Here is a 13,177-nt window from a genome sequence, read left to right as displayed (position 1 = left end):
AAAGGCATATTTGTGAGTTTAAATTTACCAAACGCATTGGCATTTTTTAGGATACTACTGGCTCCGCTTATGTTTTTTATGCTCGTAAATGCGCCAGGAATTTTTACGCGAATTCACATAAGCTGGATAAACTACTTTGCAGCTCTTATTTTTGTGATCGCCTCGGTGACTGACTTTTTTGACGGCTTTATTGCCAGAAGCTGGGATCAAAAGACCAAGCTTGGCGCTATCCTTGACCCGCTAGCTGATAAGATGCTGATCTTGGCTGCATTTTTAGGCCTTATGATGCTTGGTAGAGCGAGCGCTTGGGCTGTTTATCTCATCTTGGTAAGGGAGTTTTTTATAACTGGCTTTCGTGTCGTGATGGCAAGTGATGGTGTCGAGGTCGCTGCATCAATGGCTGGCAAAGTAAAAACAGTCTCGCAGATGTTTGCGGTTGGATTTTTACTGATGAGCTGGCCTGGTGGCGAGCTTTTGCTCTGGATAGCTGTTGCGCTTACGCTTTATTCTGGATTTGAGTATATTTTTGCCTATGTAAAGGCGATGAAAAAGAGCTAAAATTTCTTTCGCTCGTAAGACCCAAAGTTTTTACTTGCAAAAATTTATATAAATAATCAAATCTTCATTTTCAAAATAAGTAAAATCAAGTTAAAAATTTCTCCTAGCTAAAAGAAATTTTTAGTTAAATGCCGTTTGAGAGTAAATTTATAAATTTTGGCTAAAATCTCATCAATTTTTCAAAAAAGGTAAGTTTTGAAAGGCATTCTCTTCACGCTAGTCCTACTTTGCCTTGGACTTTATGCGTATTCGTTTTATTTTTTAGTGACCGTTTTAGCCATTAGTTTTCTCATATTTTTTCACGAACTTGGCCACTTTTTAGTAGCAAGAATGCTCGGCGTCAAAGTAAATACCTTTAGTATCGGCTTTGGTGAGAAAATTTATACCAAAAACATTGGCGGCACCGACTACTGCCTAAGCGCGATCCCACTTGGTGGATACGTACAACTAAAAGGGCAAGACGACACCGACCCAAAGGCCAAAAACTACGACGCGGACAGCTACAACGTGCTAAGTCCGATAAAGCGTATCTACATCCTCTTTGCTGGGCCATTTTTTAACTTTATCTTGGCGTTTTTTTTATATATATTGCTTGGATTTATCGGAGTTGAAAGACTTGCACCAAGTATCGGCCACATAGCTGAAGGCTCGGCAGCTGCGAGCGCTGGACTAGCTAAAAATGATAAAATTTTAGCAATAAATGGCGTAAAGATAAACGAGTGGGATGAGATCAGTAAAAATGTAAAGCTTGAGCCAAGCACCATTTTTATAGATCGCAACGGCTCGCAAATGACTATAAATTTAACACCAAAGATAGGCGAGACGATAAATCTATTTAATGAAAAGGTGCAACGCCCACTGATCGGAATTTCTCCAAATGGAGAAGTGATAAAAATTTACCACACTGGTCTTGCAGGCATAAATTTTGCCTTTAGTGAGACGATCGAAGCATCAAAGCTCATCTTTAAAAGCTTTACCAAACTAGTAAGTGGAGCTGTGCCGCTAAAAGAGGTCGGTGGCATCGTACAGATCGCTGATGTCACTTCAAAAGCCGCAAAAATAAGTCTTGGCGTACTTTTGACGATCGTCGCTTTAATCTCAGTAAATTTAGGTGTCCTAAATTTATTCCCCATCCCAGCACTTGATGGTGGGCACATACTTTTTAACTTATATGAGCTAATTTTTAGACGTGAGGTAAATGAGCGAGTGCTTGTTACGCTTACCTACTGCGGTTGGGCGCTACTGCTTGGCATAATGGTACTTGCAACTTTTAATGACATTATGAGATTAAGTGGAGGTTTATGATGATAGTTTTAAAAGAGCTACTTGAAAAAATCGAAAATTTAAGCAAAGATGTGACGCTCATCGCCGTTAGCAAAAATGTGACATGCACTGAAGTAAGAGAGCTTTATGCGCAGGGGCAAAGAAATTTTGGTGAAAATAGAGTCCAAGAGCTAGCCAAAAAAGAGCTAGAACTGCAAAATTTTACTGATATAAAATGGCATATGATCGGCCGATTGCAAAATAACAAAATAAATCAGATGATAAGTCTAAAGCCAACACTTTGGCAAAGCTGCGATAGCTTTGAAAGAGCTATAGAGGTCAATAAAAGGCTTAGCTATAAGCTAGATACCTTGCTTCAGATAAACTCAGCTGATGAAGATACAAAGCAAGGTGTAAGCGTAGCAAATGCGGCAGAAATTTATGAGCGCATCCAAAGTGAGTGCAAAAATATCAATCTAAAAGGCGTGATGAGTATCGGAGCGCATGTGGATGAGCCAAAAGAGATTCAAAAGAGTTTTGAACTAACTTATAAAATTTTTGATAGCCTAAAGCCAAAAGGCGCAACTATCTGCTCAATGGGCATGAGTAACGACTTCGAGCTAGCGATAAAATGTGGCTCAAATATGATTCGCCTTGGCACTATGCTTTATTTGTAATTTTATCGCTTTTGTCTGATTTGCCTTTGCTGCTGGAGCTTGATAAATTTTTACTAAAAAGACTTGAGAAAAATTAAAATTTAATATTTAGCGTCAGCTAAAACTAGAGCAAAAAGTACTTTTACGCCAGCTTTTTCTAGAGTGTTTTTAGCCTCAAGTATCGTAGTGCCAGTGGTTACGATATCGTCTACTAAAATAACTGGCACAGTGATCTTTTTTAGGATTTTAAAATTTCTTGGGTTATTTTGCCTAAATTGCAAATACTTGCCACTATAGCTAATCTTACTGGTCGCATGCAGTGCGTGAAATATGGGCTTTAGATTTTTAGCCCTTAGTGCATTTGCCAAAATAGCCGTGTGCGAGTAGCCATGATGCACTCTATCATCTATCGGCAAGGCGTAAATTTGCTCCGGAAAGCTAAAGCTTTTAAAAAATTGATTAAATGCAAATTTGGCTAAGTTTTTATATATAAAATATCCGTGCATTTGGTGCTTGGAGTGGATGAGTTCTTTTATTTCAGAGTAGCCGTAAAAGCTATAAATTTTAAAGCCCTCTAGTTCTCTTACTATCGGGCTTGGCTCGATTAAAATTTGTGAGCAAATTTTACAAAACGTATTTAGCGTAAAGCTCTTGCAAAACGCACAAAACATTAGCTATTTAAAATAGCAATTGCAGTGCGTTTGATAGCGTCATTTATGATCTCAGTCAAAAATGATTTAAATGCTCCACCTGTGGGAATTAACTCAAATTTGGTTTGATTATTTGAGATATTTTTAACGATACTTTGATCGCCTTTTTGGATCTTAAGTGTGATCTTAATATTGCCTTTTGTGTTATCAGTACCGTATCCACTCATATTTGCTTCAAATTCGTTGATAAAAATTTCAACTACAACGCCACCCATACCATTTACATTTGCACCGCGCGCCATAAGCTCTTTTTTGAGAGAATCGCTAAAATAAGTAGCAAGATCGTTTTGAAGCACGACATATTCTTTTACTGTGCCTTTGCTATCAGTGATCGTAGCAATGGTACTTTTATTTTTGCGGTTATCATGCACTGCGCTTATATAGGCCTCAAAGCCACTATTTTGCTGGTTCGCAGCAGCCTTATATGGATCAAATGCGACAACACTTTGACTTGGTGCACAACCAGTTAAAAATAAAACAAAAAGTCCAAAAATAGCTAAAAATTTAAATTTATTCATCGTTTTTCCTTTTAAAGTTTAGTGATCTCATCGGCTACTTTTATCGCGGCTTGTTTAACCAAAAGTGCGATAAAAAAGTCAAACTGACCAGACTCTGAGGCCTCTAGCTTCTCCACATGGTGCCTAGTCGAGATAGGTAACGTTTTTTTGAAATTTATATTTGAAAGAATAAGAAGCCCATTTAGATGTCCATTTAAAATTTCTGAACTTCCTGAATAGCTTCCTCTAAGCTCGTCAAATCTAAAATCAAGCCTATATGTGTAAGGTGATGTTTGAGTATCGACAACAACGATTCCGCGAGAATTTAACTCACGCTGCAAAAACATATAAAAAAGCACTTCAAGGCGTGGATTTGAGTTAAAAACTGCAGTATTTCCTTCAACGCCTGTGTAATATATCGATCTAGCGCTACTTCTAGCATCAACGATTCTGTGGAAATAAACCTTTTTTAACCCAACATTAGTATCGATCATGTTTTTTTCCAAGCAGCAGTTTATTGCTACATCACTTTTGTATTTAACACCATTTATAAAAAGACCATCGCCCCTGCCTTTACAAGCGCTGCAGTCAGCCGGTATCCTCATAACCTCTTCAAAATACATCTTATCTTCGCTATTTATGCTCGCACTTTGCACGCCGTCTATACCCTCACATGAGAGGCAAAGGCTGGCTTTTGCCACACAGCCAGTTAGAAAGACAGCTGCAAAAACTGCCAGTAATGTCATTCTTAGCATTTTACTTCCTTTTGCTCGTTTTGTTTTTTACGAAGATTTTTCACACTCTCGCCTGCGATGCCGTAGTTATTCGTATCAATCTCATCGATAATGACAACGGTATTTTGAGCGCTTCTACCTAAAATTTCGCTTATTAGCTTTGTAACTCCGCTTATCATCTTCTCTTTTTGCTCCACACTTGGGCTATCACCCTCTTTTGTCACACAAATTTTCACAAACGGCATAGCACTCCTTTTTGTAAATTTAGCACTTAAATTTTAATCAAAACCTATCCACCAAACAAGCTCCCAAATGCGGATATATCGTCACCTCGAAACAAGGCGAGATATTTTGTGATGATTTTGAAAGCTGTGACGTGAAATTTTGGTGCGGATAGAACATGTAGTTCATCAAGCCAAAATTTCACTAACTCTTTCAAAAGGACACAAAAGATAAGCCGTTAGTCTATTTTTAGGACGGATAAAAATGCCTCCTGCGGCAAATTCACCTTTCCTATCGCCTTCATACGTTTCTTACCCTCTTTTTGCTTTTCAAGCAACTTTCTCTTACGCGTAATATCGCCACCATAGCACTTGGCTGTGACGTTTTTACCCATTGATTTCACTGTCTCACGAGCGATTATTTTATTGCCGATACTCGCTTGTATCGCTACTTCAAAGAGCTGACGAGGCACGATCTCTTTCATCGCCTTTACAAAGTCCCTACCCTTTGTCTGCGCCTTGCTCTCGGGCACGATGATAGAGAGTGCATCGACCGTCTCGCCAGCTACTTTGACGTCAAGCTTTACTAGATCGCCCACTCGGTAGTCACTAGGCTCATAATCAAAGCTTGCGTAGCCTTTTGTACTTGATTTTAGTTTATCGTAAAAGTCCATCACGATCTCGTTCATCGGTATGTCATACTCAAGCAAAACGCGGTCAGTCGTGATGTAGTCCATCTTTGTTTGTATACCACGGCGGTTGTTTAAAAGCGTGATGATGTTGCCCAAAAACTCGCTTGGCGTGATGATAGTAGCCTTCACGTATGGCTCAAGGATTGAGTCTATTTTATTGACTGGTGGTAGCTGGCTTGGGTTTTGGATTTTTAAATTTAGCCCATCAGTTTGGATGACTTCGTAAGTCACGGTCGGCGCTGTAGCAATGAGATCAAGGTCAAACTCACGCTCCAGCCTCTCTTTGACGACCTCCATATGAAGAAGGCCTAAAAAGCCAACCCTAAAGCCAAATCCAAGCGCGACCGAGGTCTCTGGCTCGTAGCTAATGGAGCTATCATTTAGCTTTAGTTTATCCAGCGCATCACGCAAATCTTCAAATTTATCAGTTTCTATCGGATAAAGTCCCGCAAAAACAAATGGCTTAGCCCTCTCAAAGCCACCAACTGGCTCTTTTAACGGATTTCTAGCCTGTGTAATCGTATCACCAACTTGCACGTCGCTAACATTTTTAAGTCCTAAAACTACGATACCAACTTCGCCAGCGCTAAGCGTTTTGGTCTTGATCGGTGCGATAGGATTTGGATACATAAGGTCAAGCACGATGTGTTTTTTACCTGTGCCCATAACTAAAATTTCATCATTTTTTGAAATTTCACCATCATAAACACGCACAAGTGCAAGCGCGCCAAGGTAGTTGTCAAACCAACTATCATAAATTAGCGCCTTTGTTGGCTTATTTGCATCACCATTTGGCGCAGGGATCCTCGTGATGATCGCTTCAAGCAGCTCTTTTATGCCAACGCCTGTTTTTGCACTCACTTCGATAGCCCCTGAGCAGTCAAGTCCGATGATGTGCTCGATCTCGTCTTTTACCCTAGCAGGGTCAGCCGCAGGTAGGTCAATCTTATTTATCACTGGAATGATCTCTAAGTTGTTTTCTAGCGCGATATAGACGTTTGCGATGGTTTGCGCCTCCACGCCCTGGCTAGCATCCACGACAAGCAGTGCGCCCTCGCAACTAGCTAGACTACGGCTTACCTCGTAGCTAAAATCGACGTGTCCTGGGGTGTCTATCAAATTTAAAACAAAATTTTGCCCATTTAGTGCGTAGTTTAGGCGAACAGACTGGGCTTTGATCGTGATGCCACGCTCTTTTTCGATGTCCATCGTGTCCATGATTTGCGAACTCATCTCACGGTCACTTACGGCGCCACACTCCTGAATGAGGCGATCAGCAAGTGTGCTTTTGCCGTGGTCGATGTGAGCTATGATGCTAAAGTTTCTAATGTTTTTCATATAAGCTTTACTTTTTCTGAGAATTTGGGCTTTATTTTGCCTAAAGTTGATTTAAAATTTGCATAATCTAATTTTAAATATTAAGTAAAAAGTAGTTAAAATCACAACTTTAAAAATAAAATAATGAAGGTTAAAAATGGCAATCCAAAGTGTAGAACCAAATGTGGCATATATGATAAATTCAGAGCTCAAATCATATAAACTTGATATCAAAATGGAACAAGAGAGCTTAAATAGTGAGATAGATAATGCCTTACAAGAATATGCTTCTAAGGGAGGTGGCAAAGGTGGCAACAAACCTGATGCTAAACTACTCTTGCAAGATAAGAGCTTAAATTTTTATCCTGTATTGATTGAATACAAAGGCTATGAAGATAAGTTAGAAAAACTAGACGCCGACGGCAATGTAGAAAATCGCACCGCCAAAAATGAACCAAATTTTAAAAATATAAAAGAATACGCTGTAAATGGAGCGATCCACTATGCAAATGCTCTGCTTCACCATACAAGCTATACTGACATCATCGCCATTGGCGTCACTGGTTTTAAAGACAACAAAGGCAAACTTCAAATAAAAATCGGAGTCTATTATGTTTCAAAGTCAAATTTAGGTATAGGTCAAAAAGTTGGCGACTTTAGCGACCTTTCATTTTTAAAAGGATCAAATTTTGATGAATTTGCAAAAAGCCTAAAAGATATAAATTTATCACACGATGAGCTTGAAAAGATAAAACAAAAGCGCGAAAAAGAGATCGATACAAGCCTAGTAAAGCTAAATAATGATATTTATAATAACGAAAAAGGACTTGGCGAAAACGACCGCGTCTATCTAGTCGCAGCCTCTATCATCGCTACTCTTGGCATACCTGGCAGGGTCGCTCCACTAGAAAAATCGCAACTAAAATCTTCACCAGAGCAAGGCAACACTGATGGCGAAATTTTAACGAGAAAGATAAAAGCTTTTCTAGAGTGCAAAAATATTCCAACAGATAAAAAAGAGCTCATTCTTCGCACACTCTCAAACACGATTTTGTCTGAAAATATAAATAAAATTTCAGATGGACAAACACAACTTAAAAGAGTATTTTGCAAAATAGTTGATGATTTGGGAATTTATTACAAAATCGGGCTCACCACTGATTTTACTGGCAAGCTATTTAACGAAATGTATTCATGGCTTGGTTTTTCGCAAGATAAATTAAACGACGTTGTTCTTACTCCCTCATATATTGCTACGCTTTTAGTGCGCCTTGCACGGGTAAATAAAGATAGCTATGTTTGGGACTTTGCCACAGGCTCAGCTGGACTTTTAGTAGCCGCTATGAATGAGATGATGAAAGACGCCAAAGCTACTATAAATTCACCTCAAGAACTCAAACAAAAAGAGCTAAAGATAAAAGCAGAACAACTTTTAGGACTTGAAATTCTTCCATCTATTTATATGCTAGCAGTTTTAAATATGATAATGATGGGTGACGGAAGCTCTAATATCTTAAACAAAGATAGTTTAAGTGATTTTAATGGTGAATATGGCTTTGGAGATATTAAAGAGAAATTTCCCGCAACCGCTTTTGTGCTAAATCCGCCATATTCTGCGCCTGGAAATGGCATGGTCTTTGTAGAAACTGCTTTAAATATGATGAGTAAAGGCTACGCCGCCATAATCATACAAAACTCAGCTGGTAGCGGAAGAGCACGTGAATTTAATAAAAAAATTTTAAAACACAACACCCTTGTCGCGAGTATCAAAATGCCAACCGATCTTTTCGTCGGCAAATCAAGCGTGCAAACAAATATCTACGTCTTTAAAGTAGGCGAAAAGCACGAAAAAGATGAAATGGTTAAATTTATTGACTTTTCAAACGACGGCTACGCAAGGTCAAATCGTAAAAAAGCGAGTAATAATTTAAAAATCGCCGACCGCGCACACGAACGCTACGATGAGCTGGTAAATTTGGTGCGTTTTGGCGCAAGTAAGCTTGAAATTTTCACGCAAAACGAATATTACGAAGCAACGATTGATCCGAACAATGGCGCTGACTGGAATAAATCTCGTCCAGTCGATACTATGCCGACGCTAGCGGATTTTAAAAAGAGCGTAAGCGATTATCTAAGCTGGGAAGTATCGCAAATTTTAAAAAAGGATAGTCCCAAGCAAAGAGTAATTTCGAGAAATTTAGAGAATTTGGAGCGTGAATTCAGGTCAAACGGCGGGGAATTTAGGGAATATAAAGTCACAAATTTATTCAATTACAGCAGAGGAACAAGATTAATCAAAAGCAATAGGCAAGACGGAAAATACCCGCTCGTAACAGCAGGAGAATTTAATCAAGGCGTAAAGGGTTTTATAGAACCAAATACGCAAAAAATTTACAACAATGCAATCACAATTGATATGTTTTGTAATGCTTTTGTGCATTTAGATGATTTTTGTTGCGATGATAATATCTTAGTTTTGCAAAGCAAAAATCCAATAAACCATAAAGCCTTATTCTATATAGCAACCGTGATGAACATGGATAAGTATAAATTCGGATATGGGAAGCAATACAGAATGAATAGCTTAGAAGCCCACAAAATCCTTTTGCCGACGCTAGGCGGTGAGATAAATTTTTCCTTTATGGAAAAATTTATCGAAGAGCTCGAGCGCGAACGCGTCGAAGAGCTCGACGCGTATTTACGCGCCACTGGGCTTAAAAATTATGAATTAACACAATCAGAAAAAACCGCTCTTGCCAAATTCGACGAATTTAGCCGACGGGGGATGGCGAAGGAATTTAAAATCGGCGATTTATTTAAAGTTGTCTCAAACCCACAACTTAATAAAAAAAGTTTTCATTTTAGCGATAATGGTGAATACCCATATTTTACAAGAACGGTTTTAAATAATGGAATAGCAGGATATGTTGATTATTTAGATGAAAAGCATAAAATCAATGGCAATTCACTAGCTGTTGGGATGCTTGGAATGCAATTTTTCTATATGAAAAAGGATTTTTACGCAGGTCAATTTACGAAAACGATTTATCCGAAATTTGATAATTTTAATAAAGATATAGCTCAATATTTTATATGTTGGCTTAATAAAAAACAAAATTTTTATCAAAGTCACTTAGTCCGTGACTTTGAAAGATTATTTAATGAGACAAAAATTTTACTTCCAATAAGCGAAGATGGTGAGATTAACTACAAATTTATAAAAGATTTCATAAAAGCCATCGAAAAACTGGTTATAAAAGACATCGTGCTTTGGGCTGACAAAAAGATAGAAGCAACCAAAAAAGTCGTTAATAAAGCCTAGATTAGTGATGATGCCCAAAATGCTCGTCTTTATGCGCGCTTTTTAGCTCGCAGATGAGACCATTTTTGTGTCCAAGACTCTCGCTCTCAAACTGAAGCGTGACATGACCGATACCAACGTGAGAAAGCTCGTGTTCGATGTGGTTTATCATCTTTGAAATTTCAGCCACGCTTAGCGCATCATCCACCACCACGTGGGCTATGAGCGCGTTTGTGCCAGCATTTATCGCCCAGATATGCAGGTCATGCACGATTTTAACGCCATCTACGCCCTTTATAACGCCTAAAATTTCATCCGTATCAAGCTTAAGCGGCACGGCTTCTATCAGGATATTAAAGCTATCTTTTAGCAAGCTAGCGCCACTTTTTATAATGAGTAGCGAGACAAAGATACTTGCGATGCTATCGGCCTGCGTGAAGTTAAATTTCATCACAAGAAGCGCTGCGACGATAGCGCCAACTGAGCCAAGCGTGTCGCCAAGCACGTGCAAATAAGCACCTTTCATATTTAAATTTTCTTTTGTATCAGCACTTTTATGCATATAAATAGCCACGACTAAATTTACCGCAAGACCCAAAATACTAACAAAAATCATCGTTTTAGCCTCTATCTCTGGCTCGCTAAAAAGCCTAATGATAGCTTCGACTATGACAAAGATAGCCAGCGCGATAAGAGCGATAGCATTTATGAAAGCAGCGATGATCTCGACCCTTTTGTAGCCAAAGGTCTTTTGTAAATTTGCCCTTTTTTCTGAAATTTTAAACGCCATGAGCGACAAAAAGAGAGCCGCAGCATCTGAGAGCATGTGAAATGCGTCGCTAATGAGCGCAAGCGAGTTTGAAACGAAGCCAAAAACAGCCTCAACTATCATAAACGTGAAAATTAGAAAAAATGAATTTCTAAGAACGCTCTTGTTGTGCATCATTATCCTTCTTTTGGGCGTCGATCCTCTTGCCTATATCTTTTAAATTTGAAAATTCCTCGATGAGCTTTGGCGAGTCGTCAAGGCTGATGACGAAATTCCATATATAGGTCATCACAGAGTAGATGTGGCCGGCATTTGTCTGCTGCGAGCTTAGCACTATTATCGCCACCAAAAAGAGCAGCGAAGCGCTAATGCCGATGATAAAATAGCTCATTGCCTCCCTATTTGAGATCGCTATACGAAATTTAGAAACGACGTCGTAGTGCCTATTTAGCGTGCTTTTGTTAAAAACACCTATCACTTTTGCCTCTTTTTCTAGGTGGTCATTTAAGCGAAGATAAAGGTCGTCATTTTTCTTGATATATCTTGGTAAAAATATAAGAAAAGCGATCATCACGGCAAAGCACGCCACAGCGACCTTTGGCTCGACAAAGATGAGCATAAACGCTGAGCCGATGATCGAAATAACCGATGTAAAAAACATAGGAAAATGCATCTCAAAGAAATTTACAAACTCTCGCGAGAGCGCTACTCTGGCGATAATGGCGGAGTCGTCTTTGGCATTTTGTTTTTCATTCATGATGACGTTTACAGCAAGCTTTGCGTAGATATTTGCAAAAACTTGCGTATCCACGCGGCGCCTAATGGCTCCTACAAGCCACGCTATGAGCACAAAAAGTGCGTAAATGAGGGCATTTAACGTATTTCCATGCATGATTGCGTTGATCGCAAAGCCCGCAAATATCGGGTAGGCTAGAAAAAGTCCGTTCTCTGCTAGCACCAAAGTAAAGGTCAAAATGAGCTTTTTGTTATGCTCGGTCGCTATGCTCTTTAGCGTTTTAAAGGCGTTCTTTTGCAAATTTTAACTCCAAGCTATCATAAATTTTTCGTAAATTTTAGCCTAAATTTGCAAATTTTGATAAATTTTTATTGTAACTCTTGACATTACAACAAAAAATCACTATACTTCGCTCATCTGTTGTAAGAAAAAAGATTACAACAAAAAATAAGGAGAACAAAATGAAAAATTTTCAAGTTGCAAAGATCGCAAATGCGCCAAGAGTCGAACTAAAAGAGGCTTTAAATTTAACTGGCTGTGAAGTATCTATAAACGAGCTTCCAGCAAATGTGAACGTGCCATTTGTCCATGCGCACAAGCAAAACGAGGAGCTTTACATCATCACTGAGGGCGATGGCGAGCTTTTTATCGACGGCGAAGTGATAAAAGTAAGCAAAGGTGACGCGGTGCGCATAGATCCAGATGGTAAAAGGTGCTTTAAAGCTGGCAAAAACGGCATCAAAATGATCTGCATCCAGACAAAACGCGGTAGCCTAGAGCAATACACAATGAGTGATGGCGTGATAGTTGATGACGTAAAGCCAAGCTGGCTCTAAAGAAATAAAGAGTATAAAAATACGAGTGTAAAGGTTATTTACAAAGATATTTTCGAGCTTACAAAGGCTGATCTAGCAGGCTTTGATGCTGTTATCAGTGCATTTGCAGCATGGAGTGAAGAAACCTTCCCACTTCACAAAAAAGTGGCCGCTCACCTTATAAATTTACTAGAAGGCGCTAGCACAAGGCTTATCGTAGTTGGCGGCGCTGGTACGTTATTTGTTGATGACAAGGACACAATGGTGATGGATACGCCAGACTTCCCAGCTGCATATATGGGCGTGGCAAAAGCGACTGCGGAGTCTTATTTTGAGCTAAAAGGTAGGAGCGATTTGCTTTGGACATACGTAAGCCCAGCAGGCGACTACGACGCAAATGGTGCTCATACTGGTAAATACGTGCTTGGTGGAGATAATCTCATCTTAAACTCAAAAAATGAGAGCTATATAAGTTATGCAGACCTTGTGCTTGCGATCATAGACGAGCTAAAAAACAAAAATTTTATACAAAAACGCTTCACAGCAGTTGGCGAGCGAGCATGAAATTATAGATTTGACATAGCTGGTACAAAAAGCTGGCTTGTCAAATCTAAACTAAAAAATAAACTTCTTTTAGTAAAAATTTAAAGTATAATCAGAAAAAATTTCAAGGACGATCATGCAAATAGGGATTAAGTTTTCAACCGCGATCCATGTAGTTTTAGCAGCTTGTTTTTTCAAAGACGAGAAAGTCACGAGCGAATTTATAGCAGGTAGTATAAATACAAATCCGGTCATAGTTAGGCGCCTGCTTTGCACTCTAAAGGCTGCAGGGCTCGTAAATGTCGCAGCCGGAGTTGGTGGTGTGAGTCTTGCGAAAGAGCCAAAAGATCTAACCCTCCTTCAAA

14 protein-coding genes are annotated in these 13,177 nt (G+C 39.1%); 7 read left to right on the top strand and 7 right to left on the bottom strand.

The window, feature by feature from the left end:
* Positions 1 to 12: 12 nt before the first annotated feature.
* The 3 genes from pgsA (at position 13) to A3223_RS00060 (ending at position 2,498) form a co-directional block, all read left to right on the top strand.
* Positions 13 to 558, top strand: a complete 546-nt coding sequence (pgsA, locus tag A3223_RS00070; protein WP_084107839.1) for a CDP-diacylglycerol--glycerol-3-phosphate 3-phosphatidyltransferase — start codon at positions 13 to 15, stop codon at positions 556 to 558.
* 195 nt (positions 559 to 753) lie between these two features.
* Positions 754 to 1,863, top strand: coding sequence for an RIP metalloprotease RseP (gene rseP, locus A3223_RS00065; protein ID WP_084107838.1), 1,110 nt, complete (start codon positions 754 to 756; stop codon positions 1,861 to 1,863).
* A complete protein-coding gene (locus A3223_RS00060) occupies positions 1,860 to 2,498 on the top strand; it encodes a YggS family pyridoxal phosphate-dependent enzyme (protein WP_180378681.1) in 639 nt (212 codons plus the stop codon). The genes rseP and A3223_RS00060 overlap by 4 nt, the downstream gene beginning before the upstream one ends.
* 80 nt (positions 2,499 to 2,578) lie before the next feature.
* On the opposite strand, the gene A3223_RS00055 is transcribed toward A3223_RS00060, so the two are convergent.
* The 5 genes from A3223_RS00055 to lepA all read right to left on the bottom strand — a co-directional run bounded on the left by A3223_RS00055 (position 2,579) and on the right by lepA (position 6,669).
* On the bottom strand, positions 2,579 to 3,148 hold the full coding sequence (locus A3223_RS00055; RefSeq protein ID WP_084107837.1) for a ComF family protein: 570 nt from the start codon (positions 3,146 to 3,148) through the stop codon (positions 2,579 to 2,581).
* The gene (locus A3223_RS00050; protein ID WP_084107836.1) at positions 3,148 to 3,705 is read right to left on the bottom strand and encodes a YajG family lipoprotein; all 558 of its coding nucleotides are present in this window, start codon (positions 3,703 to 3,705) and stop codon (positions 3,148 to 3,150) included. Before A3223_RS00050 ends, A3223_RS00055 begins: the two co-directional genes overlap by 1 nt.
* A gap of 11 nt (positions 3,706 to 3,716) precedes the next feature.
* On the bottom strand, positions 3,717 to 4,439 hold the full coding sequence (locus A3223_RS00045) for a hypothetical protein (RefSeq protein ID WP_084107835.1): 723 nt from the start codon (positions 4,437 to 4,439) through the stop codon (positions 3,717 to 3,719).
* Positions 4,433 to 4,663, bottom strand: a complete 231-nt coding sequence (locus tag A3223_RS00040) for a 2-hydroxymuconate tautomerase family protein (RefSeq protein WP_084107834.1) — start codon at positions 4,661 to 4,663, stop codon at positions 4,433 to 4,435. Before A3223_RS00040 ends, A3223_RS00045 begins: the two co-directional genes overlap by 7 nt.
* A 215-nt stretch (positions 4,664 to 4,878) precedes the next feature.
* The gene (gene lepA / locus A3223_RS00035; RefSeq protein ID WP_084107833.1) at positions 4,879 to 6,669 is read right to left on the bottom strand and encodes a translation elongation factor 4; all 1,791 of its coding nucleotides are present in this window, start codon (positions 6,667 to 6,669) and stop codon (positions 4,879 to 4,881) included.
* Positions 6,670 to 6,805: 136 nt separating this feature from the next.
* Here lepA and A3223_RS09900 point away from each other — a divergent pair, with 136 nt between their 5' ends.
* Positions 6,806 to 9,970, top strand: a complete 3,165-nt coding sequence (locus tag A3223_RS09900) for a restriction endonuclease subunit S (RefSeq protein ID WP_084107832.1) — start codon at positions 6,806 to 6,808, stop codon at positions 9,968 to 9,970.
* Between the two features lies 1 nt (position 9,971).
* On the opposite strand, the gene A3223_RS00025 is transcribed toward A3223_RS09900, so the two are convergent.
* Both A3223_RS00025 and A3223_RS00020 read right to left on the bottom strand, forming a co-directional pair.
* Positions 9,972 to 10,892, bottom strand: a complete 921-nt coding sequence (locus tag A3223_RS00025; RefSeq protein ID WP_084107831.1) for a cation diffusion facilitator family transporter — start codon at positions 10,890 to 10,892, stop codon at positions 9,972 to 9,974.
* A complete protein-coding gene (locus A3223_RS00020) occupies positions 10,870 to 11,754 on the bottom strand; it encodes an ABC transporter six-transmembrane domain-containing protein (RefSeq protein ID WP_084107830.1) in 885 nt (294 codons plus the stop codon). The genes A3223_RS00025 and A3223_RS00020 overlap by 23 nt, the downstream gene beginning before the upstream one ends.
* Positions 11,755 to 11,915: 161 nt before the next feature.
* On the opposite strand from A3223_RS00020, the gene A3223_RS00015 reads away from it, so the two are divergent.
* From A3223_RS00015 to A3223_RS00005, 3 genes are all read left to right on the top strand, one after another.
* Positions 11,916 to 12,290 carry a cupin domain-containing protein gene (locus tag A3223_RS00015; protein ID WP_084107829.1) on the top strand — a complete coding sequence of 125 codons (375 nt, stop codon included), beginning with the start codon at positions 11,916 to 11,918 and terminating at the stop codon, positions 12,288 to 12,290.
* A 36-nt stretch (positions 12,291 to 12,326) separates the two neighbouring features.
* Positions 12,327 to 12,833 carry an NAD(P)-dependent oxidoreductase gene (locus A3223_RS00010; RefSeq protein WP_084107828.1) on the top strand — a complete coding sequence of 169 codons (507 nt, stop codon included), beginning with the start codon at positions 12,327 to 12,329 and terminating at the stop codon, positions 12,831 to 12,833.
* Between the two features lie 115 nt (positions 12,834 to 12,948).
* A partial coding sequence (locus A3223_RS00005) for an Rrf2 family transcriptional regulator (RefSeq protein ID WP_141081786.1) occupies positions 12,949 to 13,177 on the top strand: 229 nt, incomplete at its 3' end.

Source organism: Campylobacter concisus (assembly GCF_002092855.1).
Classification (GTDB): Bacteria; Campylobacterota; Campylobacteria; order Campylobacterales; family Campylobacteraceae; genus Campylobacter_A; species Campylobacter_A concisus_AI.
This window is presented reverse-complemented; position numbering and strand designations above follow the sequence as displayed.

Excerpts from the sequence above, each read along its gene's own strand:
- lepA (WP_084107833.1), bottom strand. The coding sequence starts at position 6,669 with ATGAAAAACATTAGAAACTTTAGCATCATAGCTCACATCGACCACGGC.
- A3223_RS00060 (WP_180378681.1), top strand. The coding sequence starts at position 1,860 with ATGATGATAGTTTTAAAAGAGCTACTTGAAAAAATCGAAAATTTAAGC.
- A3223_RS00040 (WP_084107834.1), bottom strand. The coding sequence starts at position 4,663 with ATGCCGTTTGTGAAAATTTGTGTGACAAAAGAGGGTGATAGCCCAAGT.
- A3223_RS00015 (WP_084107829.1), top strand. The coding sequence starts at position 11,916 with ATGAAAAATTTTCAAGTTGCAAAGATCGCAAATGCGCCAAGAGTCGAA.
- A3223_RS00050 (WP_084107836.1), bottom strand. The coding sequence starts at position 3,705 with ATGAATAAATTTAAATTTTTAGCTATTTTTGGACTTTTTGTTTTATTT.
- A3223_RS00055 (WP_084107837.1), bottom strand. The coding sequence starts at position 3,148 with ATGTTTTGTGCGTTTTGCAAGAGCTTTACGCTAAATACGTTTTGTAAA.
- A3223_RS09900 (WP_084107832.1), top strand. The coding sequence starts at position 6,806 with ATGGCAATCCAAAGTGTAGAACCAAATGTGGCATATATGATAAATTCA.
- A3223_RS00025 (WP_084107831.1), bottom strand. The coding sequence starts at position 10,892 with ATGCACAACAAGAGCGTTCTTAGAAATTCATTTTTTCTAATTTTCACG.
- A3223_RS00045 (WP_084107835.1), bottom strand. The coding sequence starts at position 4,439 with ATGCTAAGAATGACATTACTGGCAGTTTTTGCAGCTGTCTTTCTAACT.